Origin of the sequence: Prochlorococcus marinus str. MIT 1013, assembly GCF_027359395.1 — a bacterium.
In the GTDB taxonomy this organism is placed as follows: domain Bacteria; phylum Cyanobacteriota; class Cyanobacteriia; order PCC-6307; family Cyanobiaceae; genus Prochlorococcus_B; species Prochlorococcus_B marinus_E.
This window is the reverse complement of sequence record NZ_CP114778.1, coordinates 1,070,293-1,094,923: the sequence shown is the minus strand read 5'-3', so window position 1 is coordinate 1,094,923 and position 24,631 is coordinate 1,070,293. Positions and strand designations below refer to the sequence as shown.

Sequence of the window (24,631 nt, the reverse complement as noted above, 5' to 3'; positions counted from 1 at the left end):
ATTTAGCTCATCCACTAGTTCATCGATGATTGATCCACCTGTTGTTCCAAAGCGTAAATTACCTCGGTATGGCTTTCATACACATACCGAACGTGTTAATGGTAGATGGGCAATGATTGGTTTTATTGCATTAGTTCTTTTAGAATTTAAACTTGGACATGGCTTGATTAATTGGTGACAAAACTTCTCCAACTATCAAGTAATTCACCTTTGCTTGGCTTAAGTTCGGAAGATCTTGAAGAATTTGCTCGTCAGGAAGGTGAACAACCTTTTCGTGGTAGGCAAATTCATGAATGGATTTATCAAAGAGGGGCAAAAAGCTTAGATTCCATAACTGTTCTTCCAAAGAAATGGCGAGATTCATTAGAAAATAAAGGAATAAATATTGGAAGACTTAATGAAGTCGACAGAGTTGTTGCAGCAGATGAGACATTAAAATTATTGATGGGGACTTTTGATGGTGAGATTATAGAAACAGTAGGGATACCAACTGACAAAAGACTTACCGTTTGTGTTTCAAGTCAAATAGGCTGTCCCATGGGTTGCAAGTTTTGTGCGACTGGGAAGGGTGGGCTTAATAGATCTCTTAATGTGAATGAGATAGTTGATCAAGTTATTAGTGTTAGAGAAACAATGAATAGGAGGCCTACTCATGTTGTTTTCATGGGTATGGGAGAGCCACTTCTAAATATTCGAAATGTTTTAGACTCTATTGAATGCCTCACGAATGATATTGGTATTGGTCAAAGGAAGATAACTCTTAGTACTGTAGGTATACCTGATACTCTCCCAGATTTAGCAAAATTAGCTAAAGAGCATTTAGGAAGAGTTAAATTCACCCTTGCTGTCAGCCTGCATGCACCTAATCAGAAGTTGCGTGAAGTAATAATTCCTTCGGCCAGTTCTTATCCACTTACTTCATTGCTCAACGACTGCAAAAAATATATAGAACTTACTGGTAGACGTGTGAGTTTTGAATATATTCTACTTGGAGGTTTCAATGATAAAGATATTCACGCAGAACAATTAGCTAATCTGATGAGAGGATTTCAGAGCCATGTTAATTTGATAGCTTATAACCCCATTGCTGAAGAAAACTTTCAACGACCAAACCAAGCTAGGGTTGATAGCTTTAGAGAACTATTAGAAAATATGGGAGTAGCTGTAAGTGTTCGCGCAAGTAGAGGTAGAGACAAAGACGCTGCATGTGGACAATTAAGAAGGCAAACAATAGATAAAATAAATATTAATTAAGCAAGTAGAAATAAATTAGTTGTTAGCTCCTATGACATTTATTGATTGGTTTATTTTATTTTTTTATTTAACATTTTCCTTGATATTAGGAATTTATATCTCCCTGAAAAATCATAATGAAACCGATTATTTTGTTGCTGGACGCCGCCTAAATGGTTTGCTTGCAGGCATGTCAATGGCTGCAACAACATTCTCAATTGATACACCTCTCTATGTGGCTGGAATTATTGGAACAAGAGGCTTGGCAGGGAATTGGGAATGGTGGAGTTTTGGACTTGCACATGTTGCTATGACAGTTATATTCGCACCACTTTGGAGGCGTAGTGGAGTATTGACTGATGCAGCCTTCACTGAATTACGTTATGGGGGTAAACCAGCAGCTTACTTAAGAGGTATAAAAGCTTTCTTACTTTCTGTTCCAATCAATTGTATTGGGATTGGTTATGCATTCTTGGCAATGCGTAAAGTGGCTGAATCATTAGGTGTCGTGGACGGACATATTGTGTTTGGACCCTTTACTGACACGATATTGTTAATGGTTTTAGTTTCTTTGTTTTTGCTTATTTACACTGTATTAGGCGGCCTTTGGGCAGTAGTAGTTAATGATTTTGTACAACTTGTATTAGCTCTTCTAGGCGCGTTTGCTGTTTGCTTTGTAGCACTTGATGCTTCAGGTGGTATGACGGATTTGTTAACAAAAATAGAGGTATTAGATAGACCTGAGCTCCTTTCTTTATTCCCATGGACATTAAATAAAGATGGTTTCAATTGGTTGGATAGTTCAGGAATAAGTATTACTACTTTTTTCGCTTTTATTTCTTTGCAGTGGTGGAGTTTTAGACGTAGTGATGGTGGTGGGGAATTTATTCAGCGTTTATTGGCTACGAAAAATGAAAAACAAGCAACTCTGGCAGGAATAGTTTTTTTAATTGTGAATTATCTTATTCGTAGTTGGCTTTGGATTTTAGTTGGCTTGGCTGGTTTAGTCCTCTTGCCTCAACAAACTGACTGGGAATTAAGTTATCCAAACCTCGCTGTTACATATTTGCCACCTGTTGGACTTGGATTAGTCGTGGTTTCATTGGTTGCTGCATTTATGAGTACTGTAAGTACTTCAATTAACTGGGGAGCAAGTTATCTTGCTCATGACCTTTATAAAAGATTTATGAGGCCATCGGCTGGCCCTAAAGAAATGATTCTTATCGGCCAGGTCGCAAGTATTTTGTTGCTTCTAATTGGAGTCGTCACGGCTCTATTTAGTAACAGTATTGGTTCAATGTTTAGACTTGTTATTGCAATAGGTACAGGACCAGGAGCTGTTCTTGTCCTTCGATGGTTTTGGTGGCGAGTTAATGCTCTAGCGGAACTTTCTGCAATGCTGAGTGGTTTTTTTATAGGCTTAATCACCTCAGTTTCTCCCTATTTTACAATTGAAGATTTTGGAAAAAGACTCTTATTTACTACTTTATTTACAGCTGTGATTTGGTTGCTTACTTTATTTTTTACTGAGCCAGAGTCAGAAGCGACACTCAATGAATTTGTTAAACAGGTAAAACCCCCAGGTCCTGGTTGGAAAAAAATAAGGAAAAGTCTGAATATTAATCCAGTGGACAATTTTACCGTGCTTGGATCTCGCTTCGTTTTAGGATCAGGAATTCTCTATGGTGGATTAGTTAGTATTGGGGCTTTTTTATTGCATCAAGAAAGGAGCGCTTGGATTGCGCTTTCAATTGCTGTGAGTTGTATATTTTTAATGAAGAAAACAAAATTAATGACGCAAAAAGTTGACCCTCGATAGCCAAATGGTCAAAATTTAGAGCAGAATAGAATTCTAATTAGTTTTAACTTTGGTTTTTTTACGAACAACTCTTTTTCCTATTTTAATTGTTGCTCTTTTTGTTGTTGCTTTATTCGCTGTCAGCGCTCGGATATGGCTCCCTGGGGATATGCTTGCACCAGCACCAATTAATTAGTTTGCTCTTCTTCTGTCAGAGCTATGAATGATGAAAATCAAAAATTAAGTGAAAAAGGGTTGGCTAATTTGGCTATAGACCCTGATCTTTTAGCCAGAGAATTAGCTGCTCAATTGGCAGGAGATCCTCTAGATGAAATTGAATTAGATAAAATTGATGGAGATCAAGGGAATTCATCAAAAGAATGTGATCTTGCGTTGAAATGGCTTCAATGCGGAAACAATGAGAGACTTCAGGGCTTAAGAGTCTTTTGCGAACATAGAGACCCTAGAGCTCTTCCATTCTTATTGCCTTTACTTGACGAGCCTTCTCCTGTAGTCAGGATGAGTGCTGTTTATGCTTTAGGTAGAAATCCTTGTCCAAAAGCAATAGATCTTCTATTGCTTTTATTGAGGTTTGATAGTAACGCTTATGTGCGAAAAGCTACTGCATGGAGTCTCGGGAATTACCCTGACGCCCCAGTTCTAGAACCTCTGATTAATGCATTAAAACAAGATGTCGCTGCAGTGAGATTGTGGGCATCCAGCTCTCTAGCAGAGGTAGGACTAAATTCAGCAGAAAGCTCTTTACCAGCAGCGAATCAATTACTTGAAAGTTTGCAAGTAGATTGTGAACCAATAGTTAGAAGTAACTGTATTTGGTCCCTAGGCCGCCTTTATGGGCTTTTGAGTGTGGGAATCCAAATTCAAATAGTAGAGACTTTTATTTCTGTTTTATTAAATGATAGAGAGCCTTCTGTCCGGTATGAAGCAAGGACAGCTTTGGAGCAATTGGATAATCCAGAGGTCCAAAAAAAATTAAAATCATTAATTGATGATGGTCAATTGGTTTAATTTTTGGTACAAAAACAATTCGTTGTAATTAATAATTCGCGTTTCTAGAGTTTTTTTCTATATCATGCGTGACTTAGGGCTTCAATTTCATGCCACAACGCACATTGCGATTTAAAATCCGACAAGATGGACGGGTTGAAGAAACCGTCGAAGGTCTTGTTGGTGAGGCATGTATTGATTTAACTGAGAAGCTTGAGGATGCCTTAGGCACCGTTGAAAGGAGAGAGCCAACCTCAGATACCTTTCTTCGCGAAAACGTTCAAAAACAGACTATTCCAGCAGAAATCCACTGATGTCACATTTCAGCACAGTTAAAACTCAACTTCGTAAGAAAGAGTTTCTAAAACAGGCTCTAATAGACTTAGGGTATGTCCCCAACGAAGGTGAAAATCTAGTTAGAGGCTATAGAGGTCAAACTGTAAAAGCTCAAATGACTGTTGAGATGAGTAAGGGAGGTGATATTGGATTTCGTTGGAATGAAGGTTCAAAATCATATGAACTTGTAACTGACCTTGATCTCTGGAAACAATCAATACCAATTGAGAGATTTTTAGCTCAGGTCACTCAACGTTATGCTCTAAATACTGTTCTTGATTCAACTGCTCAAGAAGGATTTCAAGTGTCCGAGCAAAAGCAAAATTTAGATGGATCAATAGAACTAGTAGTTACTCGTTGGGATTCCTAAGACCCTCTTGGAAAATTGACTTTTGACCCTAGAGCTGCTTTTGAAGCTAGCCCCATTGAATATCAGCTATCAGATGATATTTATGATCCAAATGTTGCATACGAAGCAGGTAATAATGAAGATTTCGAGCTTAGTGGAAGAGATCCAGTACTTGGAGGGAAATTAAAGGAAAAAGCCGTTTGGGTTGATGAGAGAAAATGCATAGGCTGTACATATTGCAGTTCAGTTGCTACTAACACTTTTGCAATGGAGCCTGAACAAGGCAGAGCAAGAGCGTTTAGACAAGATGGAGATAGTGATGAATTAATACAAGAAGCTATAGATACCTGTCCTGTTGATTGCATAGATTGGGTTTCTTTTGAAGACTTAATTAATTTGGAAGAAGTTTTAAAAAACCATCATTTTAGGAATTTAGGTTTACCACCGGTCACTTGATTATTAAATATAGAAGTGTCAAGAATTAAAGATAGTAAAAACAATTCAATACCTAGAAGAAGATTTGGTCGAACAGAGATTCAGATGCCAGTCTTATCTCTTGGCGGGATGCGCTTTCAACAAAGCTGGAAGGATTTAGATCCTAAAGAGATTGATAATCAACAACAAGACATCTTGCGAAAAACTATTAAGCATGCGTCTCAAAAAGGTATGCATCATATAGAAACTGCTCGTCATTATGGAACATCAGAGCGCCAGATAGGCTGGATCTTCGGTCAAATTGATGACCCAAAAAGAATATTGCAAACGAAAATCCCACCAAATAATGACCCTTCGATATTTGAGCAGGAACTTGAATTAAGTATGAGTAGATTAGGTTCCAAAAAAATTGATTTATTAGCTATTCATGGTATAAATATCCCTGATCACTTAGATATGACTATTCGTCCTAATGGATGTCTACAGATTGTTCGTCAATGGCAAAAAGATGGTCTTGTTGGTCATGTTGGCTTCTCAACTCATGCAAATGTTGACCTAATCATTAAAACAATTGAAACAGGACTTTTTGATTATGTTAATTTGCATTGGTATTTTATACGTCAGGATAACGAAAGAGCTTTACAAGCAGCGAATTCCAATGATATGGGGGTTTTCATTATAAGTCCTACTGATAAGGGAGGTCATTTGCATACTCCGTCATTGAAGCTTTTTGATTTATGTAGTCCTTTGCATCCAATAGAATTTAATGATCTGTTTTGTTTGAGGGATAAAAGAATTCATACATTGAGTGTTGGAGCGTCAAAGCCTGAAGATCTAGATATTCATTTAAGTGCAATCTCTAAAATGGATATAATGCATGGTTTAATTAATACTATAGATAAGAGACTAGTTGATGCCTCATATAAGTCGCTTGGAGAATCATGGTTGAACACTTGGAAGATAGGTTTACCTAGTTGGGACCAAACTCCAGGAGAGATTAATATACCTGTTTTGCTATGGCTAAATAATTTATTAGAGGCTTGGGATATGGAAAGCTTTGCTAAAGATCGTTATGCTCTTTTAGGCAGAGGAGGACATTGGTTCCCAGGCTCAAACGCAGATTGTTTGGATTGTGAAGTGAGCGAGGATGACTTGAAAAAAGTTTTGATTAATAGCCCGTGGAGCTCTGAAATACCTTTTATACTAAGAAAATTGAAAGACAGATTGGGGGGAGAAAGAAGAGATAGGTTATGGGGTATTTAGTAACCTAAAGGCTTTTTTTTTGGTTTACCAATTGATCTTGGATATTGATTGGGACATTTATTAATAGAATTAACCCTAATAACATTCCTAATGCCGCGATTATTAGGGAGTAAGAACTTATGTGTTCGTTGGATCTCTGCATTTAGTTCAGTTAAAGCTTTTTTTAGTATTTGTTGCTCTGCTTCACTCCAGCTCCCTTTAAATATGAGCGCTTGACCTGTCGAATTTAAAAAAGGCACGAGATATTCTGCTACTACATTTGCAGAAGCAACTGCTCTTGCAATGGCATAGTCAAAATTATTTCGAAGAATTGGATCCCTTCCTGCTATCTCAGCTCGTTCAGTTATGACTGTTATACGAGAATTTAATCCAATTTCTTTAGAAACTTCTTTCAGAAAAGTTGTTTTTTTACTTGAAGAATCTAAAAGAGTAATATTTGAATTTGGCATTGCTATAGCTATGGCTATACCGGGAAATCCACAGCCAGAACCAATATCTATGTAATTATGAGAAAGTTTAGGGTATTGAAGTTCTTCATGCAGTGGCAACAAGCTGTCACATACTTGTGCAGTCCAGAAATCATCTCCATCAACTAAACGAGTAAGGTTGGTCTTCTTATTCCATTCTTTAAGTAACTCTTGTAAATGGATAAATTGAGCTAATTGGTTTTCACTTGGCGCCCATTTAAGCTCATTCCATATCATGAGATGATTTGCTTTTTTGTTGTTTTTATCAGTAGACATTTTGAATTGTTTTTTGAAATAGTCAGTCCTGAGATATTTAGATAAAATATATACATTATTAGATCATATTTTCTTTAGTTGACGCCTTCCTCTAATTGTTACGAACTGCTTGGTGTTTCTACCTCTGCTAATAACGCAGAGCTTAGAAAAGCTTTCCGTCAATTAAGTAAGCAACTTCATCCGGATACGACATCTTTGCCAAGTGATGAAGCGACAAGGCAATTTCAAAATGTTTGTGAAGCTTATGATTTATTAAGTGATCCTGTCTTAAGGGCAAACTATGACTTATGTATAGAAAAAGAGAATAATCTTATAAGTCAGAAAAAAGAACCTTACTTAAAGAATATACAACCTATACAATTTTCTAAGTCGATAGGAGTGAGGCGTCCATTATCAGGAGGAGAACTGTTTTCACTTCTTCTTTTAATCACTTCTATTTTCTTGAGCTTGGCTTTAGGAATGTTTATTGCTTTTTTAAGAGGCGGAAATATGAATTTTACTCCAAGTTGGTTGATATAAGTTTAATTTCAGAAATAACTATATAGCTAAGTGCTTAGAATCTTGGTAAGAAAAACTCTAGGATAGAGAATTTAACCCCTCTTGGATTCCAAAATAGCATTTTTCTAGTTCTTCATCTGTGATACACAGTGGTGGCATTAGATAAACTACATCTCCTAATGGCCTAATGAAAACACCAACCCTCAATGCACTTGCTTTCATAATTTTCCCAACGGAACTTAAATACCCTTTTTTACCTTTCACTTTAATATTAAAAGCAGCAATTGTTCCTGTAATTCTTGGACATTCAATTCTTGGATCTTTAACTATTTTTTGTAGATGAGGTAGATGACGTGACTCAAAATCTAAATATTTTTGAGGGGAGTTTTCTAACAGATCTAAGCTAGCATTGGCCGCTGCGCAGCCTAAGGGGTTAGCTGTGAAACTATGACCGTGCCAGAAAGTTTGCTTGGGATCTTCCCCAAGGAAACCTTCAGAAATCCTTTTGCTGGACATTGTAACTCCCATCGGAAGGAACCCACCGGTTAACCCTTTTGAGAGTGATATAAGGTCTGGCTTTAATCCTGCTCTTTGAAAAGCGAATAGTTCTCCACACCTTCCAAAGCCAGTTAAGACTTCATCTGTAATCAGTAAAGAATCAGCCTGGCGAATTCTTTTTTCGACTTCTACTAAAAATTCTGAACGAACCATTCGCATTCCTCCAGCCCCTTGAACTAATGGCTCAAGAATTACCGCAATAGTTGGTTTTTTTAGGAGGTGGTCAAGAGTTTTTAAAACTTCCTTTTCTCGTCTTTCAAAATCTTCATCGCCCCACCATGTCTCAGGCCAAGGGACTCTGCTAACAGGAAATAGCATTTGATCAAAAGGCTCGCTAAATATATTTCGTTCGCCTACTGCCATTGCTCCAAATGTATCTCCATGGTAGGCACCTTCGAATGCAATGATTTGAGATCTATTGTCACCTTTATTCTTCCACCATTGACGAGCCATTTTTAAAGCCACTTCTACTGCTGTAGAGCCATTATCGGAAAAGAATAACTTTTCTAGACCTGTTGATTTACTAAGTCGATTTGCTAATAGCTCGGCTTGAGGGTGAGTGAAATCTGCAAAGATAATTTGTTCTAATTGCTCTGCTTGAGTTGCGATAGCCTTAGCAATATATTCATTTGCATGACCATGAAGAGTGACCCACCAGCTACTTATGCCATCGATTATTGGAGCTCTGTCTTTAGGCAGTAAAAGGGCACCTTTGGCTTTTTCAACCAATAATTGAGGCTTAGAGGATGTAAGTTGTGTGAATGGGGGCCATATATGAGGATTTTGAATACTTTGATTGGAATTTTTTTTCTCATTCATCAAATTTAGTTTTCCAACTTGCTTCATTTAACTTGAATGAAGTCAAAATAATCTTTTGATTAAGAAAAAAATAAAATTTTAATTTCGAATGTATTTTTTAAGCTTTTGATCTAATTGTTGTTTGTTCCATTCTTGTGAAAGTACTTTTGCGTTGACTTCGTCAAAAATAGGAAGACTTGCAAGAATTTTAGTATCTCCAAATTGCTCTAGGGTCTTCGGATTGTCTTTGTGTGGAGGGCCATTTAATACTATTCCTAACACGTCTAAATTTCTGTGTTTCAAGGCTTCTAGACTTAATAAGGTGTGGTTGAGAGTACCAAGACCGGTCCTGGCTACAAGAATTATTGGAGCTCCCCAAACCTTTAATTGGTCTATTTGTAGCCAATCCCGATTTAAAGGAACCATTAAACCACCTGCAGTCTCGACGATTAGTAATTCATCTAAGTCAGGTAATCTTAAGTTGCTTGGTTCAATAAAACCAGACTCTTGTTCTGCAGCCCAATGTGGAGAGACAGGAGCCTTGAATTTATATCTTTCAGAAAGATAGCGGTTAGGTCCAAGATTTAAGAGATTGCAAACAGTTTTGGTATCTGTACCTTCCTCTGTTCCACTTTGAATGGGTTTCCAGTAGATACCTCTAAGCCCTTGGACGAAAAAACTACTAACTATCGTTTTGCCGACATCTGTATCTGTACCACAAATAATAATTTTTTTGGAGAAAGGTTTCATCGCTTTATTAATAAAAACTGGATTGACCAACTAAGGCTTACTTGTTTATCCTTATTGGAAATTGGCCAAAAAGATAATAGATGTCGCCAATCTGAAACACTTAATTGTTCCTTCTGACTACTTTGTGCTCCGACATTGATCATCGGTTTTAATAAAGAAGTTGCCTTCTTCTCTGTTTGTTTAATAACTTCAATTTTATTATATAAAATACTTTGTTTCGGAACGACTCTAATTAGTGAGTCGTATGATGGTAAATCAAGAGCCGTACATGTTAAATTTGCCTTTTCTGCTGCTTCATGCCATTCTGGAAAACTTCCCTTGATTGGGATTGCTAAAGCAATCCATCCATCTAAACTCAGAGAATTCAACCATTCCTTAAGTTTCTTTTGTGGATTATTAAGCCAATGTAAAACAAAACTTGAAGCTAATAAATTTGGTTTTTCAGACCACTTAGGTAATCCATTATTTAAATCCCAAAGTTGTTTGATACTTTTTTCTGAATGTTGATCAATCATCTTTTTAGAATTATCCAATCTCACTACATATTGGTTTGGATGTAAATCTTCTAATGATTTAGCGAGTAGTCCAGTACCAGAACCAAGGTCAACCCATAGTCCATGTTTAATTGAATGATGAGAACATATTTTTGCAAGCTTTAAAGCAGTACTTTTTTGAATTGATGCTGATTCGTTATAACTTAATGCAGCTTCGTTAAAGTTTTTATTAACTTGACTAGACCATGTTTTTTGCATGATCAAATTCTAGCCAGTGTTTGACTTTTTTGATATTTTTAATTTTTGTGATGTAATGCCCCTCGTCTTGAAGGTTGATTATTTTGGGTATGACCTCTAAGTGTTTTATTAAATCTTCAGCTAGTTTTTCTTTCGTTTGATTAGCTAAAATATAGTCTTGTTCACTGTTAACAATAAGTACTTTGGAAGAATTGTTTAAGCCAATTGGTAGAGAATCAGAATTCATAAGAAGTTTTAAATCATTTTTTAGTCTCAACCTTCCTGAATCTGATATAGGAAGTAGATATGATTCGGATAATTTAATAGCTATGTAATTCGGTTTATAAGCTTTTATATGAAATTTTCTTAACATAGCTTCTTCGTTAGACGTATTAATTGCATTCATCATCCTATTGAGGGCCAGTTTTATAGGGCGATTCTCTTTGTCACTTGGAATAAAACGACTAAAACTATTGATTAATATAACATGAGTAGCTGAATGCAAAACTTCTTTATCTATCATATGTGAACCATGAGAGTGACATATGGCAACTCTTTTATCTTTGACTTGATTTGAGTTGTGATTCCATTTGGGTGTATGAGGACTTATCTCTTTATATCCGCGTTCAGAAGCTTGCCATTCCCAATCACAACTTTTAAATATCTTTTCCCAATTTGCCCATTGATGACTATCACCAGCCCAGCCATGCATAGCAATTATTTCTTTCATTTGTTATTAAGAACTGCGATAAGTTTTTCAATAGCCTGAACGGGAGTATTTCTCCTGATTACTAACCTGAGTCTCGATTTACCTTCAGGAACAGTTGGTGGACGGATCGCAACAGTTAGAAGACCTTGTTCTTCAAGTTTTTTTTGATAATCCATGGCTAATTCGTCTGTACCTAGAACGATGGAGATTATTGGACCTCCCCCCATAGGACGTTGCCACCCGATTTGAGACAATCTGTCTCTTAAAGCTTTTGATTTCTCTTTCAGTTCGCTACCCCAGCTAGGGTTGCTTTCAATTAGATTTAACGCGGCTAAAGCACTTGCACAAAGAGGAGGAGCTAAAGCAGTTGTATAGCGAAATGCCCCACAGTTTTGTATTAAATTTGCTCCTGTTATCTTGTCTGTTGCTAGAAATGCTCCCCCACTTCCAAATGCTTTACCGAATGTCCCACTGATAATTGATATTGGTTCTTTGAGTCCAAAAGATTCTCCTCTTCCTTTTGAACCCATAACGCCAAAAGCATGAGCTTCGTCGATCAATAACTTTGAATCATAATTAATGCATAGCTTTGAAATTTCCTTTATGGGTGCTGTTGTACCCTCCATACTAAAAAGGCTTTCAGTAATTACTAAAGGTTGTTTTTGAGGATTGCTTTGTCTGGACTTTTTTAAAAGTCTTTCTAGTTCAGATAAATTGTTGTGCTTAAATCTAATGAGCTTTGCTCCACTCGCTTTGACTCCAACGAGCAGAGAATGATGTATCAGACGATCACAAATAACAGGAGTGTGACGATCAGTAAGTGCTAAAACAGCAGCCAGATTAGCTTGGAAACCACTCGGGTAAATTAGGACAATCTCACGATCAAGCCATTGGGCAAGCTTTGTTTCAAGTCTTTGATGAATATTTCTACTACCAGTAATAAATCTTGATCCTCCAGAACCAACCCCATCTGTTTCTAAGGTTTGTCTAGCTGCCTCAATTAATAATGGATGTCTTGCAAGGTCTAGATAGTCATTACTCGCTAAGTCAATTAACGTGATTTGATTTTGATTTTCATCTACACCAATCAATTCTGATGATCTTTTCCCTGGAACCCAAGTCCTCAGTTTACGAATTCTAGAGTTAGGGATTGCAGGCATATTGTTATTTTGTTTTCTCTATTAAAAAATTTGGGTGTTGGCTTGAGATTTTTTCTTTGGTTTCTTGATTTTATTATGTATCCACATCAAAAACCATGTGGTCATAGAAAATTCCCCTAGGATTTAGCAATGACTTCATCAGAAAGAGATACGTTTGAGAACGAAATCCTCCAAAACAATTTAAATCCAAAGAAAATCTTTCCTTTTTCATTGGATGAATTTCAACTTAAAGCAATTGACTCACTCAATCAAGGGCATTCTGTAGTTGTTAGTGCTCCTACAGGATCAGGAAAAACCTTAATAGGAGAGTATGCAATTTATAGAGCGATTTCTCATGGAAATAAGGTGTTTTATACAACCCCATTAAAAGCTTTATCTAACCAAAAGCTAAGAGACTTTAGGAATCAATTTGGTTCAAGCAATGTGGGTCTTTTAACAGGTGATTTAAGCCTGAATAGAGAGGCTTCGATTCTTGTCATGACTACTGAGATTTTTAGAAATATGCTTTATGCAGCAGCAGATAAAAATGATGATCCTCTACTTGATATAGAAACTGTTGTTCTGGATGAATGTCATTATATGAATGATGCTCATAGAGGGACAGTGTGGGAGGAATCAATTATTCATTGTCCTAAATCCGTTCAGTTCGTTGCTCTATCGGCAACCGTTGCTAATGCAGGTCAATTAACTGATTGGATTGAGCAAGTTCACGGACCCACAGACTTGATATCTAGTGATTTAAGACCAGTCCCCCTGGAATTCAATTTTTGTAGTGCTAAAGGACTTCATCCATTACTTAATGAAAAAGGAACTGGATTACATCCAAACTGTAAGATTTGGCGCTCAACAAAATCACATAAGAAGAGAGGACGCTTATCCAAGCCTACTCAACCTGACTCTCCCTCACTTGGCTTGGTGATATCGAAGTTGGCAGAAAGAAATATGTTACCCGCTATTTATTTCATATTTAGTCGTCGTGGTTGTGACAAGGCTGTGAAAACAATAGCTAGCACGTGTTTAGTGAACCAAGAAGAAAGACAATCAATTCAAGATCGATTTAAAAAATATACAATTCTAAATTCAGAAGGTTTGAGAGATGATTTACATATAAAAGCTTTATTTAATGGAATCGCATCTCATCATGCAGGAGTTCTTCCTGCATGGAAGGAGTTAATTGAGGAATTATTTCAAAAAGGATTGATAAAGGTTGTTTTTGCAACTGAAACCTTAGCTGCAGGAATCAATATGCCGGCGAGAAGCACAATTATATCTACTTTGTCGAAGAGATCAGATAATGGACATCGTCAATTAATGGGGAGTGAATTCTTACAAATGGCTGGTAGGGCTGGAAGAAGAGGTCTTGATTCTAGAGGCTATGTGGTCACTGTACAAACTCGATTCGAAGGAGTTCGAGAAGCTGGTCAATTAGCCACCAGCTCAGCCGATCCACTGGTTAGTCAATTCACACCAAGTTATGGCATGGTACTGAATCTATTACAGCGTTATGACTTAGACAAATCAAAAGAATTGATAGAAAGAAGCTTTAGTAGATACTTGGCGAGCTTGGATTTGGTTGAAGAAGAAGAAGAATTATCCAGATTAAAAGAGGAGTTTAAAGAGTATAAAACTTTTTCAGAAGACATCCCATGGTCAGATTTTGAAAGATATGAGAAAATAAAAAGTCATCTAAAGGAAGAGAGAAGACTCTTAAAAATTCTCAAAAAACAATCAGCAGAAACCTTATCTAATGAATTGATCTCAGCCTTGGAATTTGCAAATAATGGAACTCTCATAAGTCTGAAGACATCACATTTGCGAGGAAAAGTTACACCTGCAGTCATTGTTCAAAAAATACAAAAAGGCGACAGACAATCTCAATTGTTATGCTTAACAGATGAAAATATTTGGATATTGATTGCTTGTAAGGAAGTTGTTAGTCTTTATGCTGAATTAACTTGCTTAGACGTATCACATCTTACAACTCCTCAAATGAGTAGATTAGGTGAAATACATCATGGTGATTTGTTAAGTAATGAAACAGCTTCAATAATTTCAAATTTGGCTCAGGAAAATGATATGAGAACGGCTCAATATGATCTTGCTAGTGAAGTTTTATCTCAAGCTAAATTAGTTAAATCTCTAGATGATGAACTATTGGTTCAGCCAGCTCATCGATGGGGTGATAAGAAAAAATTAAAGAAGCATAGACGAAGAATGGACGAACTAGGTCTTGAAATACATCAACGTGAGCAGATGCTTTATGACAGGTCTAATCGTCACTGGGACACTTTCTTATCATTAATTAAAGTACTAAACTACTTCGGATGCTTGGATGATTTAACACCAACCGAAATTGGCAGAGGTATTGGATCTTTAAGAGGTGAAAATGAGTTATGGATAGGTTTGGTCTTGATCAGTGGGAATCTTGATGAACTAACTCCAGTAGAATTAGCTGGAGTTATTCAGTCAATTACTACGGAAGTTAATCGTCCTGATCTATGGTCTGGATTTATTCCCAGTACAGTTGCTGAAGAAGCATTTAATGATTTATCAAATATCCGAGGAGAATTGTTTAGAGTTCAAGAACGGTTTGGTATAGAAGTCCCAATTTTATGGAGTCCAGAGTTAATGGGTTTAGTAGAAGCTTGGGCACGAGGTAGTACTTGGACTGATCTAATTGCAAATACTTCTTTAGATGAGGGAGATGTTGTAAGAATTCTGAGAAGAACAAATGATTTACTTTCACAAATCCCATATTGCGAGGCGGTGAGTAGGCAGCTCAGAAATAATGCTAAAGCAGCAATGAAATTGATGGATAGATTTCCTATATGTGAAGCTGAATATATTAATCAAGCAAAAGAAAACAAACATGAAATTATCAACCCAGCAACAGAAAGAAATAATTAAAAATTTATTTTTTAATTATGTTAAATCATAGATTTTGGATCAACAAGTCTATCAAACTCTTTTTCATCTATATAGTTTAGTTGATTGGATGCCTGACGTAGACTGAGATTTTTCTCATGTGCTAATTGGGCAATCTTACTTGCTTTTTCGTATCCAATTGATGGTGCTAATGCAGTTACTAACATTAAGGAATTATCAAGATACTGTTTGATTTTTGCTTTGTTAGGTTGAATCCCTTCAATCATATTTTTTCTGCAACTTTTACATGAATTTTGAATAAGATTTATACTTTTTAAAATATTATAGCCAATCAGTGGTTTATAAACGTTCATTTGTAGATGTCCCCCACTTCCTGCGATTGATACTGAAGTGTCCATTCCAATGATTTGAGTACATATCATTGCCATCGCTTCACATTGAGTAGGATTAATTTTCCCTGGCATTATTGAGCTGCCAGGTTCATTAGATGGTAGCTGTAGCTCTGATAATCCAGCTCTTGGTCCACAAGATAAAAGTCTAAGATCATTAACAATTTTAAGTAAAGTAATCGCTAATAATTTCAGTTGAGACATGACGTTTACAAGACTATCATGACTAGCCATGATGGCAAACTTATTAGAGGCAGTTGCAAAAGGTAGATTTGTTGTTTTAGCAATATCAAGAGCAATAAGATTATCGAAATTTTCAGGAGCATTGAGCCCGGTTCCAATTGCGGTTCCTCCTAATGGAAGCGGATAAAGTTCTTCAATGTTTATTTCAATGCGTCTTAATGCAGCTTCTAATTGAGACTCCCAAGCAGAGGCTTCTTGCCCAAGTGTTAGTGGTACTGCATCTTGAAGATGAGTACGTCCTATTTTTATGATGTCCTTCCATTCTTTACTTTTTTTTTGGAATAGATTAATCAGCTTTTTTAATTCAGGTATTAATGAGCCTTTTAAACTTTTTATTGTGGCTATCTGGATTGCTGCTGGAAAAACATCGTTTGTAGATTGAGAGCAATTGACATGATCATTGGGATGTAGTGGATTATGGCTACCTAAAGGGTTATTAAAGCGCTTTGAAGCAATATTGCTTATCACCTCATTGACATTCATATTAGTTTGCGTACCACTACCTGTTTGCCATACTTTCAATGGGAATTGATCATTATGTTTTCCTTCAATAATTTCTGAACTTGCTTCGGTGATCAATTTTGTGATTTCTGTATTTATTAGACCTAGATGATTGTTCACTCGAGCAGCAGAGGCTTTTATTTGGGCAATTGCATAGATGATTTCAAGAGGCATGACCTCATCACCAATAGCGAAATTTAATATTGATCGTTGCGTTTGAGCTCCCCATAGCGCCTCTTTTGGAACATCAATTGAACCTAGGCTATCTTTTTCAAGTCGTTTCATATTGGACATTGATCTTGGGTTGAAAATTTCAAGTTTTCTTATGGAGTAAAAGATTATAGCTAAAGGTTTTAGATGGATCTAATGCTATACCCCTTTTCTAGTTTACTAATTAGTTACAATTGCTTTAGCTTTTGGAGTTATATACCAAGTCTTTCCCAAATAACTTTTAATTTCGATTGATGTAATTCTGTTGAAAAGCAGTCAGAAAGTTTTTTTGGTGAGAGACTATTCATTACTTCTGGATCATTCTCAAGGTTTTCCTTGAAATTCCCTTCGGGTTTATTCCAGGCTGAATGAGCATTTTTTTGGACTAGTCTATAAGATTCTTCTCGACTCATCCCATTCTCAACTAAAGCTAAAAGAACTCTTTGACTAAAAACTACTCCTCCATAAATGTTCAAATTATTCAGCATATTTTCTGGATACACGCCAAGACCTTTTATTATTGCGGTCATTTCTGTGATCATAAAATGAAGAGTAATAGATGTGTCTGGCAGCATTAGTCTTTCATTTGAGCTGTGGCTAATATCTCTTTCATGCCATAGAGCTACATTTTCGAGAGCTGCCACTACATAACTTCTTAAAACCCTGGAAAGACCGCTTACTCGCTCACTTCGAATGGGATTTCTTTTATGAGGCATAGCAGAACTACCTTTTTGCCCTTTAGCAAAGTTTTCCTCTACTTCAAGAACATCTGTTCTCTGAAGATTTCTGATTTCTGTAGAAAAACGATCCAAGGAAGAACCAATCAACGCAAGAATCTGTACATAATTAGCATGCCTATCTCTAGAGATAACTTGAGTGCTAGCTGTATCAACATCAAGCTCCAACAGTTCGCAAGTTATTCTTTCTATTTCTGGATCAGTATTGGCATAAGTCCCCATTGCACCACTAATTTGACCTACGGAGATGTCTTTCTCAAGATTATTTAACCTGTCCTTATTTCTAAGTGTTTCAGCTAGCCATCCTGCTAGCTTGAATCCAAAAGTGATAGGCTCCCCATGGATTGCATGAGAGCGACCAATCATTACGGTGTCCTTGTGTTGTTTTGCTAAATCTCTAATTGATTCTTCAAGTAATAAAAGCTCTTTTTTTAGAAGCTTTACTGATGACTTTAATTGAAGTGCAAGACCAGTATCAAGGACATCGCTACTGGTCATGCCAACGTGTATGTAGCGACCTGCATCTCCAACATATTCATTCACATTTGTTAGAAAAGCAATTACGTCATGTCGAACTTCGGCTTCTATTTCGAGTATGCGCTCTGGTTTGAAACTTGCTTGTGATCGAATTTTTTCCATTGCACTAATAGGGATATTTCCCAATTTGCAATTAGCCTCACATGCGGCTATCTCTACATCAAGCCAAGTTTGGAACTTAGAGTGTTCAGACCATATATTTCCCATTTCTGGGTTTGTGTAACGCTCAATCAAAGTGCTACAAAGTCAAAGGTTAGTTTTAATTTAGTTCTTTAAGGTCAAGCTGACTTGAGTCTATTGTGTTCAACTTCCCAATGAACATATCTTCCCCAGGTTTGCTGTCTTACTCTGCATCTCCCCCCCTTGCAATCAATTACTTGAAAGGGAGGTAAATCATTTGGTTGATTTGCAAATTTAGCAAAACTTCCTGGAGGCAGAAGTTCAAGGACTTCTCCTGTTTTCTTTTTTGGGGTTAGATGAAAATGACCATGGCTAGATAGCTCATTTTCATTAATTGGATGTCTGAGCTTTTTAGACACAACCTTGGTTCAGTTGATTAGATTCTCTATTGAAAAAGAGGATTATCACGAGTTCTGCGGTTTTTGTTCCGTTTCCTGTTTGTTTTTGTAAACAAATGACTAAAAAATCGCGATTAGATCTTCACTTGCTGACTAAAGGGTTGGTTCAATCACGTCAAGAGGCACAGAGGCTTATCAGAGCTGGCAAAGTTAAAACGCTCAACGGGCAAATCCTTGATAAGCCTGGCCAAGAAGTTTTAAAAGATCTTGAGATAAAAGTTACGGAGCCTTTGAAGTATGTATCTAGGGGAGGTGAAAAGTTGGCTGAAGCGTTTAATCAATTTCCTCTCGATATTAAGAATCGAGTTTGTTTAGATGCTGGCATTTCAACAGGTGGTTTTACAGATTGTCTTTTGCAGTTAGGAGCAGCAAAGGTTTATGGAGTTGATGTTGGTTATGGACAGACTGCATGGAGTATTAGAAATGATCCAAGAGTGGTTCTTTTTGAACGAACTAATATTCGATATTTAACTCCTGAAAAATTATTTAATGATGGAGACGCAAGACCAGACTTCGCAGTTGCAGACTTATCTTTTATCTCTCTTAGAATTGTTTTGCCTAGTATTAAATCTCTTCTTCAACATAAGCGATCAGAATTACTCGTTTTAGTGAAACCTCAATTTGAGGTTGGTAAAGAAAAAGTTGGTAAGGGTGGTGTTGTTCGTGACCATTCACTTCATATTGAAGCTATAGAGGGTGTGGTTATGGAATCTAAAAAATATGGATGGTACCCCAAAGGACTAATTGCATCTCCTTTAAAGGGACCTGCAGGTAATCAAGAATATCTTCTTTGGATGGGTGATGAAGTAAATGGAAATATTGAAATCGAAAAATTGACAAATTTTTTGAATGTTTAAAGAGCGGTTTCGTTTCTATCGCCTGTTCTAATTCGAACTACAGAATCAATTGGAGTAATGAATATCTTTCCATCGCCAATCTCACCAGTTTTGGCTGCATCAGCAATGGCTTTTAAAACAATTTCAGTTTTTTCATCTGGTACGACCACTTCGATTTTAAGTTTTTGAAGAAATTCAACGGTGAACTCCGAACCCCGGTATCTCTCGACTTGTCCTTTTTGTCGGCCAAATCCTCTTACTTCGCTTACTGTCATACCAACTATGCCTGCATTAACTAATGCAATTTTTACATCCTCCAATTTAAAAGGACGAATTATTGCTTCTATCTTTTTCATATCACTTTTAGTAACTATTAGGACTTTAGATAGTTTTTGATCAGATTTTGTCTATTTGACTTAGAGATTTTATGAAATTTACATTTATTCCAGCATTTGTTGCGTCTTCAGCAAGCATTTGTGCATCTTTGGTAGGAATTATTGCTAAACCATTACTGATTGATTCCCAATATTCGGATTCAAAATGAGTTTGCAGCCAAAGGATTCCATGAACACTATTCGGTTCTATTTGAGTACCTTTGAGTTTATCTGAAAGACTGATGTCCATATAAATCCCTTATTTATATTTCTATTAGGGGGTACAACAGGGATTGGTTTTGTGCTTGATGATACAAACTAGCTTTTTGACATGATTTGGCTGCGTTTTGATAAGAAGAATTTATTGGTATTTAAATTTTTCAAACAAGCTTTTTATGTAGTGTGTAATTTAAACGCTAGGTAAATGTGATTAAGCGAGAAAAGCAGACTAAAAGCGAAATTCTGTATGGGGAAAGGGAAATAGCCTCCGGTAGCTTGATTTGCTTCCCAAATCCTAACAATGATAGAGACTATGAGATTTCAATAGATTTCCCTGAATTTACATGTAAATGTCCTTTTTCAGGTTATCCAGATTTTGCGAATTTAAGGATAATATATCAACCAAATACAAAGGTAATAGAACTAAAAGCAATTAAACTTTATTTCAATAGCTTTCGGGAAAAGAAAGTTTCTCATGAAGAAGTTACAAATAAAATAATAGATGATTTAGTTGAAGTTTCTGATCCTAAGTGGATGCAATTAGAAGCAGACTTTAACCCTAGAGGAAATATTCATACTATTATCAGAGTTTGTCATGGGAAAAGAAATAATCTAGAGCTAATTGACTAAGAAACTAACCAATTTAGGCAATTCTTTTGAAAGACCAGAAAGATTTCTATTACTTAAACCACCAATATAAATCAGCGATTTTTCTTTTTCATGTAATACCCATATTTTTTTAGTGGAGATTATACTTAATGAACCTCCTAAAAGTATTATAGCAAAACTTGTATATACAAGAGGTACTCCAGGATCTCGCTTTAAAAGCAATCCACTACTTGGAATGATATTTATTATCTTTATTAGTGTATCTTTTACTTCTGCTTCCTTATTTCTACCTAAGGCAGTCAATATTGTGCCATCACTATCATAAATTTTTACTGGTCCTAGTTCACTCTCTACCGTTAATAAGATTGGATCATTCCCATCTTTTTTTGTAGGTATTATTGTCCCATAAACTTGTTCACCTAGATCAGGAATAGCTTTTAACGGGATTTGTAACTTTGGACTATTTTTAATCTGAATAGTAATTGCAGCTAATGACCAGTCGGCTTGATATAATGTTAAACCTTTGTACCTTAATGGATAATTAACACTAATCTCTTTTTCTTCATTATAGCCATCTGGCTCAATAATTTTTACTATCGATCTATATTGCTCTGCTCTTCCTTGAGGGTCTCTTTCTATTTGGAACTTTTCCAATTTAATAGTTAATCCTTTCTCTTCATTATTGTTTAATAAATCTATTGATCTTCCAGGGGCTAAGAATTTTTCTATGGTGATCCCATTTAATGATCCGTATGTAGCACCTATCATTAATAGGATCATACCGAGATGAATTAATATAGGTCCTAGTCTACCGATGACTCCTTGTCTGGCCGCTATCCTTCCATCTGTTTCTCTAATATTCCAGCCTGTCTTCTTCAAATTAAGTGTAAGTTTTTCTAAGTTTTTCGAAGGACTATCTGTTTGAATTGTTTGAGATATAGAAAGTTTTGCTATTTGACGAGGCGATTTATAATCGATCCAACTTAATGCTGATTTAAGTATCGGTAATTGTCGTCTTAAACTACAAACTGCAAGAGCCAAACCAAGCCAACTGAGTAGCAATAAAAACCAAAAACTTGTATAAATATGATTGAACTCAAGCAGTAGTAATATATTTCCATTTATTATTCCTAAAAAAGGATTTTTATCAAAGTTATCATAATAGAATTGATCTGATTCTTGTTGTGGAATTAAAGTCCCAACTGCGCATGACATAGCTATCAATAATAAAAGTAATATCGCAATCTTTAAGCTAGAAAGCCAATTTAAAACTTGGCTAATATTTTTCATCTATTTTATATCCAAATAGAAAGAAGGCTCATAAGACCTACGGTTAACAAAATAACTCCACTAATTGGTGGAACCCACTTCCCTATAGGTCTTAATGATAATAATTTCGGAATAGTTGCGGCAAAACTGCCTGCAACAAATAAAGGAACAATTTGTCCAATCGCAAAGCTTCCAAGAAAAATTGTCCCACTTAGAGGGTTTCCTTGTTTGGCAACCCAGGCGAGAAGAACGGCAAGAACAGGAGTTGTGCAAGGTGAGGAGGCTAATCCAAAAGCCAAACCTGCTGAAACTGGTGCTAATGAAGGAGGAACTTGATTTGTCCAAATTTCAGGGTCAGGACCAGATGGAAGTGAGAATTTGAACAATCCAAGCAGATTAAGACCCATAATTATTGCTAGAAAACTTATAAATATTGAGAAAAAGCCTGGCAATTGCCCATAAACTTTGCCCACAAACCCGCTTAGAATTCCTAATACCACAAGTGATATGACTATACCGCTGCAGAAACTAATAGTTTTTTGTAAAGGGGTTTGGTCGTTTTCAAATCCAGCTAAATATGCAACTGTTATTGGTAAAAGTGACAATGAACAGGGACCTAAACTAGTCAAAAGCCCTCCTATGAAAACTATCAGAAGTGCAAGGGGACTTGGGTTGTTTAACCCATTATTAATTAATTGCTCGCCATTACGAGTCAAATCAGAGAAAATTAAACTTATAGAAGAAATGTTCAAAAATAGATTTACCATTCTATGTCCTAGCTCTAGATTATCTAGTCAGAAGTCTTTTGGAGGGATTTTTAACTAATAAATCTGAAGATTCAATAGAGGATCTGACCAGCAAGGCAGCTATTAGTAAGCTTGAAATTAATGAGTTTCCTCCGTAACTAATCAAAGGAAAAGGTAGACCAGTTGTAGGCATTGCCCCTGACGAGACTGCTATGTGCATAATTGATTGTCCAACAAGAATAGTACCTGATCCAATAGCAATTAGCTTTGAATAATTATTTCTACAATTAAGAGATATTTTAAGAGTTAAATATGCAACTACAAGTAGAAATGATAAAAGTAAAATAGATCCAAAGAAACCAAATTCTTCAGCAAAAACAGCAAATATAAAATCAGTACTTCTGTATGGTAGGTATTGTAGTTTTTGCATTGAAAGACCATAGCCTTCTCCAAATAGACCACCCGAACCAATAGCATAAAGACTTTGAATTAATTGATATCCACTTTCTTGTGGATCTTTCCATGGATTAATAAATGACAAAACGCGACTTTGTTGATAAGCATTAAAAAAAATACTTATTGAACCAACACTTAAGCCTGTTAAAGCAGTATTAAATAGATAGCGGAAATTAATGCCAGCGGCTAAGGCAATCATCCAAAGTAATATTCCAGTTAATGCAGCGGTGCTTAAATTTGGCTGTTTTATAATTAATAAAATAATGGATGCAAAAATAGTTAACCAAAAAAGTTTTTTTTCTGAATTTATTCTTTCCCATTGACCAAAAAGCTTTGCACTTTGGAGAATAATAAAAGGTTTGATTAACTCCGATGGTTGAACTTGGATTGGACCGATAATTAACCATCTAGTAGACCCATTAACAGTGCTGCCGAAAAAGCTTGTTGAGGCAATCAGGGCCATGCCTAGTAAAAGGCATGGCCCTGAGAGTTTTAGCCAGCTTTTTAGATTGATTTTTATTGCGAAGTAGAAAATGCTCCAACTAGCAATCATCCATATGATTTGTCTTTTTATGTAATAAGCACCTTCACCCATTTCTCTTGTGGCTACCCACCAACTAGCTGATCCAAGTATGAAAATCCCTGATATGCTCCAAAATGCAATTAATCCAATTATCAAACGTCCTTCTTTGGGCCAAAAAGGCCAAGGCAATGGAAGTACCTTGTTGTTTATTAAATTACTCAAGTAATTTTTTGATTCCTGATCATTTTTCCCATGGTGCATAGTTGGAAATTTTTTGTTAGAAATATTATTCAAAGAATCTTTTGCTTATATTCCATTGAGCCTCCTAATTGCCAATTTGCCAAGTCTTTTGAAATTAATGAATTTACTTTTTTATTGATTTGAACAAAATCCAAGAACTTTATTTATAAGTTAAATTTAGTTGTTAGTTTTCGGTAGAAATTAAAAAATAGATCTATTATTAATTATTTAATTGTATATTATTACCATTAAATTTTTGAAAACATTATCTATTGATTTGTTTTTGAGAGATAAAATTTTTCTTAAAATATTTTTAACTTATTAGTAAATTTACAAACTTTATAAATTTACTAAAAAAAATTTTTTTTGTTTTGATGCAAGTCTCGTGATAGATTCCCCGGGCCTTTGCAGAGAGCTTAGGTGTCTTGTTTGCAAAACAACTTCTCAATAGCACTAAGGATCTCCAATATGAGGAATTTTTGTGACATCTGAGATTGTTGAAAATTGCTCAAGTCTTGATCCTCTTCTGGATATTGATTCGGCGGATTCATCTTCCGGAGTCAAATCAGACGAATACCTTGAACTGCAATTTCGAGTATTCCGTCTGGCATTTTTATTGACTATTTTTTCTGTTGGCATAGCGGGTTTCTTTTGGGGAATCAATGCTAGTGCAAGCCTTTTTATTGGTGCTTTATCAGGGATTTTTTATTTTCGCTTGCTTGCTCGCGGAGTTGGAAGATTAGGTACTTCATCAAAAATTGTCGGTAAAGTCCAGTTGTTAGTTCCGGTCCTTTTGGTTTTGGTGTCTTCTAGATTTCATCAAATTGATTTGATTCCGGCTTTATTAGGATTTTTGCTTTATAAACCAGCGTTAATTATTCAATTTCTGTCTATGCCGTAAAGGCTTAT

Annotated in this window: 28 protein-coding genes; 14 read left to right on the top strand and 14 right to left on the bottom strand. The window is 36.0% G+C overall.

Going from position 1 to position 24,631, the window contains the following annotated elements; genetic code table 11:
* The first annotated feature begins 25 nt into the window (after positions 1 to 25).
* The 9 genes from O5633_RS06650 to O5633_RS06610 all read left to right on the top strand — a co-directional run bounded on the left by O5633_RS06650 (position 26) and on the right by O5633_RS06610 (position 6,422).
* Complete coding sequence (locus O5633_RS06650; protein ID WP_269608856.1) at positions 26 to 178, top strand: high light inducible protein; 153 nt, start codon at positions 26 to 28, stop codon at positions 176 to 178.
* The gene (rlmN, locus tag O5633_RS06645; protein WP_269608855.1) at positions 175 to 1,254 is read left to right on the top strand and encodes a 23S rRNA (adenine(2503)-C(2))-methyltransferase RlmN; all 1,080 of its coding nucleotides are present in this window, start codon (positions 175 to 177) and stop codon (positions 1,252 to 1,254) included. Before O5633_RS06650 ends, rlmN begins: the two co-directional genes overlap by 4 nt.
* Positions 1,255 to 1,285: 31 nt before the next feature.
* Positions 1,286 to 3,052, top strand: a complete 1,767-nt coding sequence (locus tag O5633_RS06640) for a sodium:solute symporter family protein (RefSeq protein ID WP_269608854.1) — start codon at positions 1,286 to 1,288, stop codon at positions 3,050 to 3,052.
* Positions 3,053 to 3,101: 49 nt separating this feature from the next.
* On the top strand, positions 3,102 to 3,227 hold the full coding sequence (locus tag O5633_RS06635; protein WP_269608853.1) for a hypothetical protein: 126 nt from the start codon (positions 3,102 to 3,104) through the stop codon (positions 3,225 to 3,227).
* A 23-nt stretch (positions 3,228 to 3,250) separates the two neighbouring features.
* A complete protein-coding gene (locus tag O5633_RS06630; RefSeq protein ID WP_269608852.1) occupies positions 3,251 to 4,060 on the top strand; it encodes a HEAT repeat domain-containing protein in 810 nt (269 codons plus the stop codon).
* Between the two features lie 89 nt (positions 4,061 to 4,149).
* Entirely contained in the window at positions 4,150 to 4,353 is a 204-nt protein-coding gene (locus O5633_RS06625; protein ID WP_269608851.1) for a DUF2997 domain-containing protein, read from the top strand.
* Positions 4,353 to 4,745 (top strand): DUF1257 domain-containing protein, encoded by a 393-nt coding sequence (locus tag O5633_RS06620; RefSeq protein ID WP_269608850.1) that lies wholly within the window; start codon positions 4,353 to 4,355, stop codon positions 4,743 to 4,745. Before O5633_RS06625 ends, O5633_RS06620 begins: the two co-directional genes overlap by 1 nt.
* A 15-nt stretch (positions 4,746 to 4,760) precedes the next feature.
* On the top strand, positions 4,761 to 5,180 hold the full coding sequence (locus tag O5633_RS06615; RefSeq protein ID WP_269608849.1) for a ferredoxin: 420 nt from the start codon (positions 4,761 to 4,763) through the stop codon (positions 5,178 to 5,180).
* A gap of 15 nt (positions 5,181 to 5,195) precedes the next feature.
* Positions 5,196 to 6,422 carry an aldo/keto reductase gene (locus O5633_RS06610; protein ID WP_269608848.1) on the top strand — a complete coding sequence of 409 codons (1,227 nt, stop codon included), beginning with the start codon at positions 5,196 to 5,198 and terminating at the stop codon, positions 6,420 to 6,422.
* On the opposite strand, the gene rsmG is transcribed toward O5633_RS06610, so the two are convergent.
* Positions 6,419 to 7,165 (bottom strand): 16S rRNA (guanine(527)-N(7))-methyltransferase RsmG, encoded by a 747-nt coding sequence (gene rsmG, locus O5633_RS06605; RefSeq protein WP_269608847.1) that lies wholly within the window; start codon positions 7,163 to 7,165, stop codon positions 6,419 to 6,421. The two genes, O5633_RS06610 and rsmG, sit on opposite strands and share 4 nt — an antisense overlap.
* A 78-nt stretch (positions 7,166 to 7,243) precedes the next feature.
* Between rsmG and O5633_RS06600 the strand changes: the two genes are divergently transcribed.
* Positions 7,244 to 7,684, top strand: a complete 441-nt coding sequence (locus O5633_RS06600) for a J domain-containing protein (protein WP_269608846.1) — start codon at positions 7,244 to 7,246, stop codon at positions 7,682 to 7,684.
* A 57-nt stretch (positions 7,685 to 7,741) separates the two neighbouring features.
* Here the strand turns inward: O5633_RS06600 and bioA are convergent, their stop codons facing one another.
* The 5 genes from bioA to O5633_RS06575 are packed head-to-tail and all read right to left on the bottom strand — an operon-like array spanning position 7,742 to position 12,369.
* Entirely contained in the window at positions 7,742 to 9,067 is a 1,326-nt protein-coding gene (gene bioA / locus O5633_RS06595) for an adenosylmethionine--8-amino-7-oxononanoate transaminase (protein WP_269608845.1), read from the bottom strand.
* A gap of 51 nt (positions 9,068 to 9,118) precedes the next feature.
* On the bottom strand, positions 9,119 to 9,769 hold the full coding sequence (gene bioD / locus O5633_RS06590) for a dethiobiotin synthase (protein WP_269608844.1): 651 nt from the start codon (positions 9,767 to 9,769) through the stop codon (positions 9,119 to 9,121).
* Entirely contained in the window at positions 9,766 to 10,521 is a 756-nt protein-coding gene (locus tag O5633_RS06585) for a methyltransferase domain-containing protein (protein ID WP_269608843.1), read from the bottom strand. The genes bioD and O5633_RS06585 overlap by 4 nt, the downstream gene beginning before the upstream one ends.
* Positions 10,502 to 11,230, bottom strand: coding sequence for an alpha/beta hydrolase (locus tag O5633_RS06580; protein WP_269608842.1), 729 nt, complete (start codon positions 11,228 to 11,230; stop codon positions 10,502 to 10,504). The genes O5633_RS06585 and O5633_RS06580 overlap by 20 nt, the downstream gene beginning before the upstream one ends.
* The gene (locus O5633_RS06575; protein WP_269608841.1) at positions 11,227 to 12,369 is read right to left on the bottom strand and encodes an aminotransferase class I/II-fold pyridoxal phosphate-dependent enzyme; all 1,143 of its coding nucleotides are present in this window, start codon (positions 12,367 to 12,369) and stop codon (positions 11,227 to 11,229) included. Before O5633_RS06575 ends, O5633_RS06580 begins: the two co-directional genes overlap by 4 nt.
* A 129-nt stretch (positions 12,370 to 12,498) precedes the next feature.
* Here O5633_RS06575 and O5633_RS06570 point away from each other — a divergent pair, with 129 nt between their 5' ends.
* A complete protein-coding gene (locus O5633_RS06570) occupies positions 12,499 to 15,276 on the top strand; it encodes a DEAD/DEAH box helicase (RefSeq protein ID WP_269608840.1) in 2,778 nt (925 codons plus the stop codon).
* A gap of 20 nt (positions 15,277 to 15,296) precedes the next feature.
* Here the strand turns inward: O5633_RS06570 and O5633_RS06565 are convergent, their stop codons facing one another.
* From O5633_RS06565 to O5633_RS06555, 3 genes are all read right to left on the bottom strand, one after another.
* Positions 15,297 to 16,682 carry a class II fumarate hydratase gene (locus O5633_RS06565; RefSeq protein WP_269608839.1) on the bottom strand — a complete coding sequence of 462 codons (1,386 nt, stop codon included), beginning with the start codon at positions 16,680 to 16,682 and terminating at the stop codon, positions 15,297 to 15,299.
* A gap of 128 nt (positions 16,683 to 16,810) precedes the next feature.
* Complete coding sequence (gene purB, locus O5633_RS06560; RefSeq protein WP_269608838.1) at positions 16,811 to 18,106, bottom strand: adenylosuccinate lyase; 1,296 nt, start codon at positions 18,104 to 18,106, stop codon at positions 16,811 to 16,813.
* 44 nt (positions 18,107 to 18,150) lie between these two features.
* Positions 18,151 to 18,411 (bottom strand): hypothetical protein, encoded by a 261-nt coding sequence (locus O5633_RS06555; RefSeq protein WP_269608837.1) that lies wholly within the window; start codon positions 18,409 to 18,411, stop codon positions 18,151 to 18,153.
* A gap of 95 nt (positions 18,412 to 18,506) precedes the next feature.
* On the opposite strand from O5633_RS06555, the gene O5633_RS06550 reads away from it, so the two are divergent.
* Positions 18,507 to 19,307 carry a TlyA family RNA methyltransferase gene (locus O5633_RS06550; protein ID WP_269608836.1) on the top strand — a complete coding sequence of 267 codons (801 nt, stop codon included), beginning with the start codon at positions 18,507 to 18,509 and terminating at the stop codon, positions 19,305 to 19,307.
* Here O5633_RS06550 and O5633_RS06545 read toward each other — a convergent pair.
* Positions 19,304 to 19,642 carry a P-II family nitrogen regulator gene (locus O5633_RS06545; RefSeq protein WP_269608835.1) on the bottom strand — a complete coding sequence of 113 codons (339 nt, stop codon included), beginning with the start codon at positions 19,640 to 19,642 and terminating at the stop codon, positions 19,304 to 19,306. The two genes, O5633_RS06550 and O5633_RS06545, sit on opposite strands and share 4 nt — an antisense overlap.
* A gap of 40 nt (positions 19,643 to 19,682) precedes the next feature.
* Positions 19,683 to 19,910, bottom strand: a complete 228-nt coding sequence (locus O5633_RS06540; protein WP_269608834.1) for a hypothetical protein — start codon at positions 19,908 to 19,910, stop codon at positions 19,683 to 19,685.
* A 179-nt stretch (positions 19,911 to 20,089) separates the two neighbouring features.
* Between O5633_RS06540 and queF the strand changes: the two genes are divergently transcribed.
* Complete coding sequence (queF, locus tag O5633_RS06535; protein WP_420063635.1) at positions 20,090 to 20,509, top strand: preQ(1) synthase; 420 nt, start codon at positions 20,090 to 20,092, stop codon at positions 20,507 to 20,509.
* On the opposite strand, the gene O5633_RS06530 is transcribed toward queF, so the two are convergent.
* Genes O5633_RS06530 through O5633_RS06520 form a run of 3 tightly spaced genes read right to left on the bottom strand, consistent with a single transcriptional unit; the run spans position 20,498 to position 23,776 of the window.
* Positions 20,498 to 21,778 (bottom strand): cytochrome c biogenesis protein ResB, encoded by a 1,281-nt coding sequence (locus O5633_RS06530; RefSeq protein WP_269608832.1) that lies wholly within the window; start codon positions 21,776 to 21,778, stop codon positions 20,498 to 20,500. The two genes, queF and O5633_RS06530, sit on opposite strands and share 12 nt — an antisense overlap.
* 5 nt (positions 21,779 to 21,783) lie before the next feature.
* Positions 21,784 to 22,524, bottom strand: a complete 741-nt coding sequence (locus O5633_RS06525; RefSeq protein WP_269608831.1) for a cytochrome c biogenesis CcdA family protein — start codon at positions 22,522 to 22,524, stop codon at positions 21,784 to 21,786.
* A gap of 19 nt (positions 22,525 to 22,543) precedes the next feature.
* A complete protein-coding gene (locus O5633_RS06520) occupies positions 22,544 to 23,776 on the bottom strand; it encodes an FtsW/RodA/SpoVE family cell cycle protein (RefSeq protein WP_269608830.1) in 1,233 nt (410 codons plus the stop codon).
* A 427-nt stretch (positions 23,777 to 24,203) separates the two neighbouring features.
* Between O5633_RS06520 and O5633_RS06515 the strand changes: the two genes are divergently transcribed.
* Positions 24,204 to 24,623 carry an ATP synthase subunit I gene (locus O5633_RS06515; protein WP_269608829.1) on the top strand — a complete coding sequence of 140 codons (420 nt, stop codon included), beginning with the start codon at positions 24,204 to 24,206 and terminating at the stop codon, positions 24,621 to 24,623.
* The last annotated feature ends 8 nt before the right edge of the window (positions 24,624 to 24,631 follow it).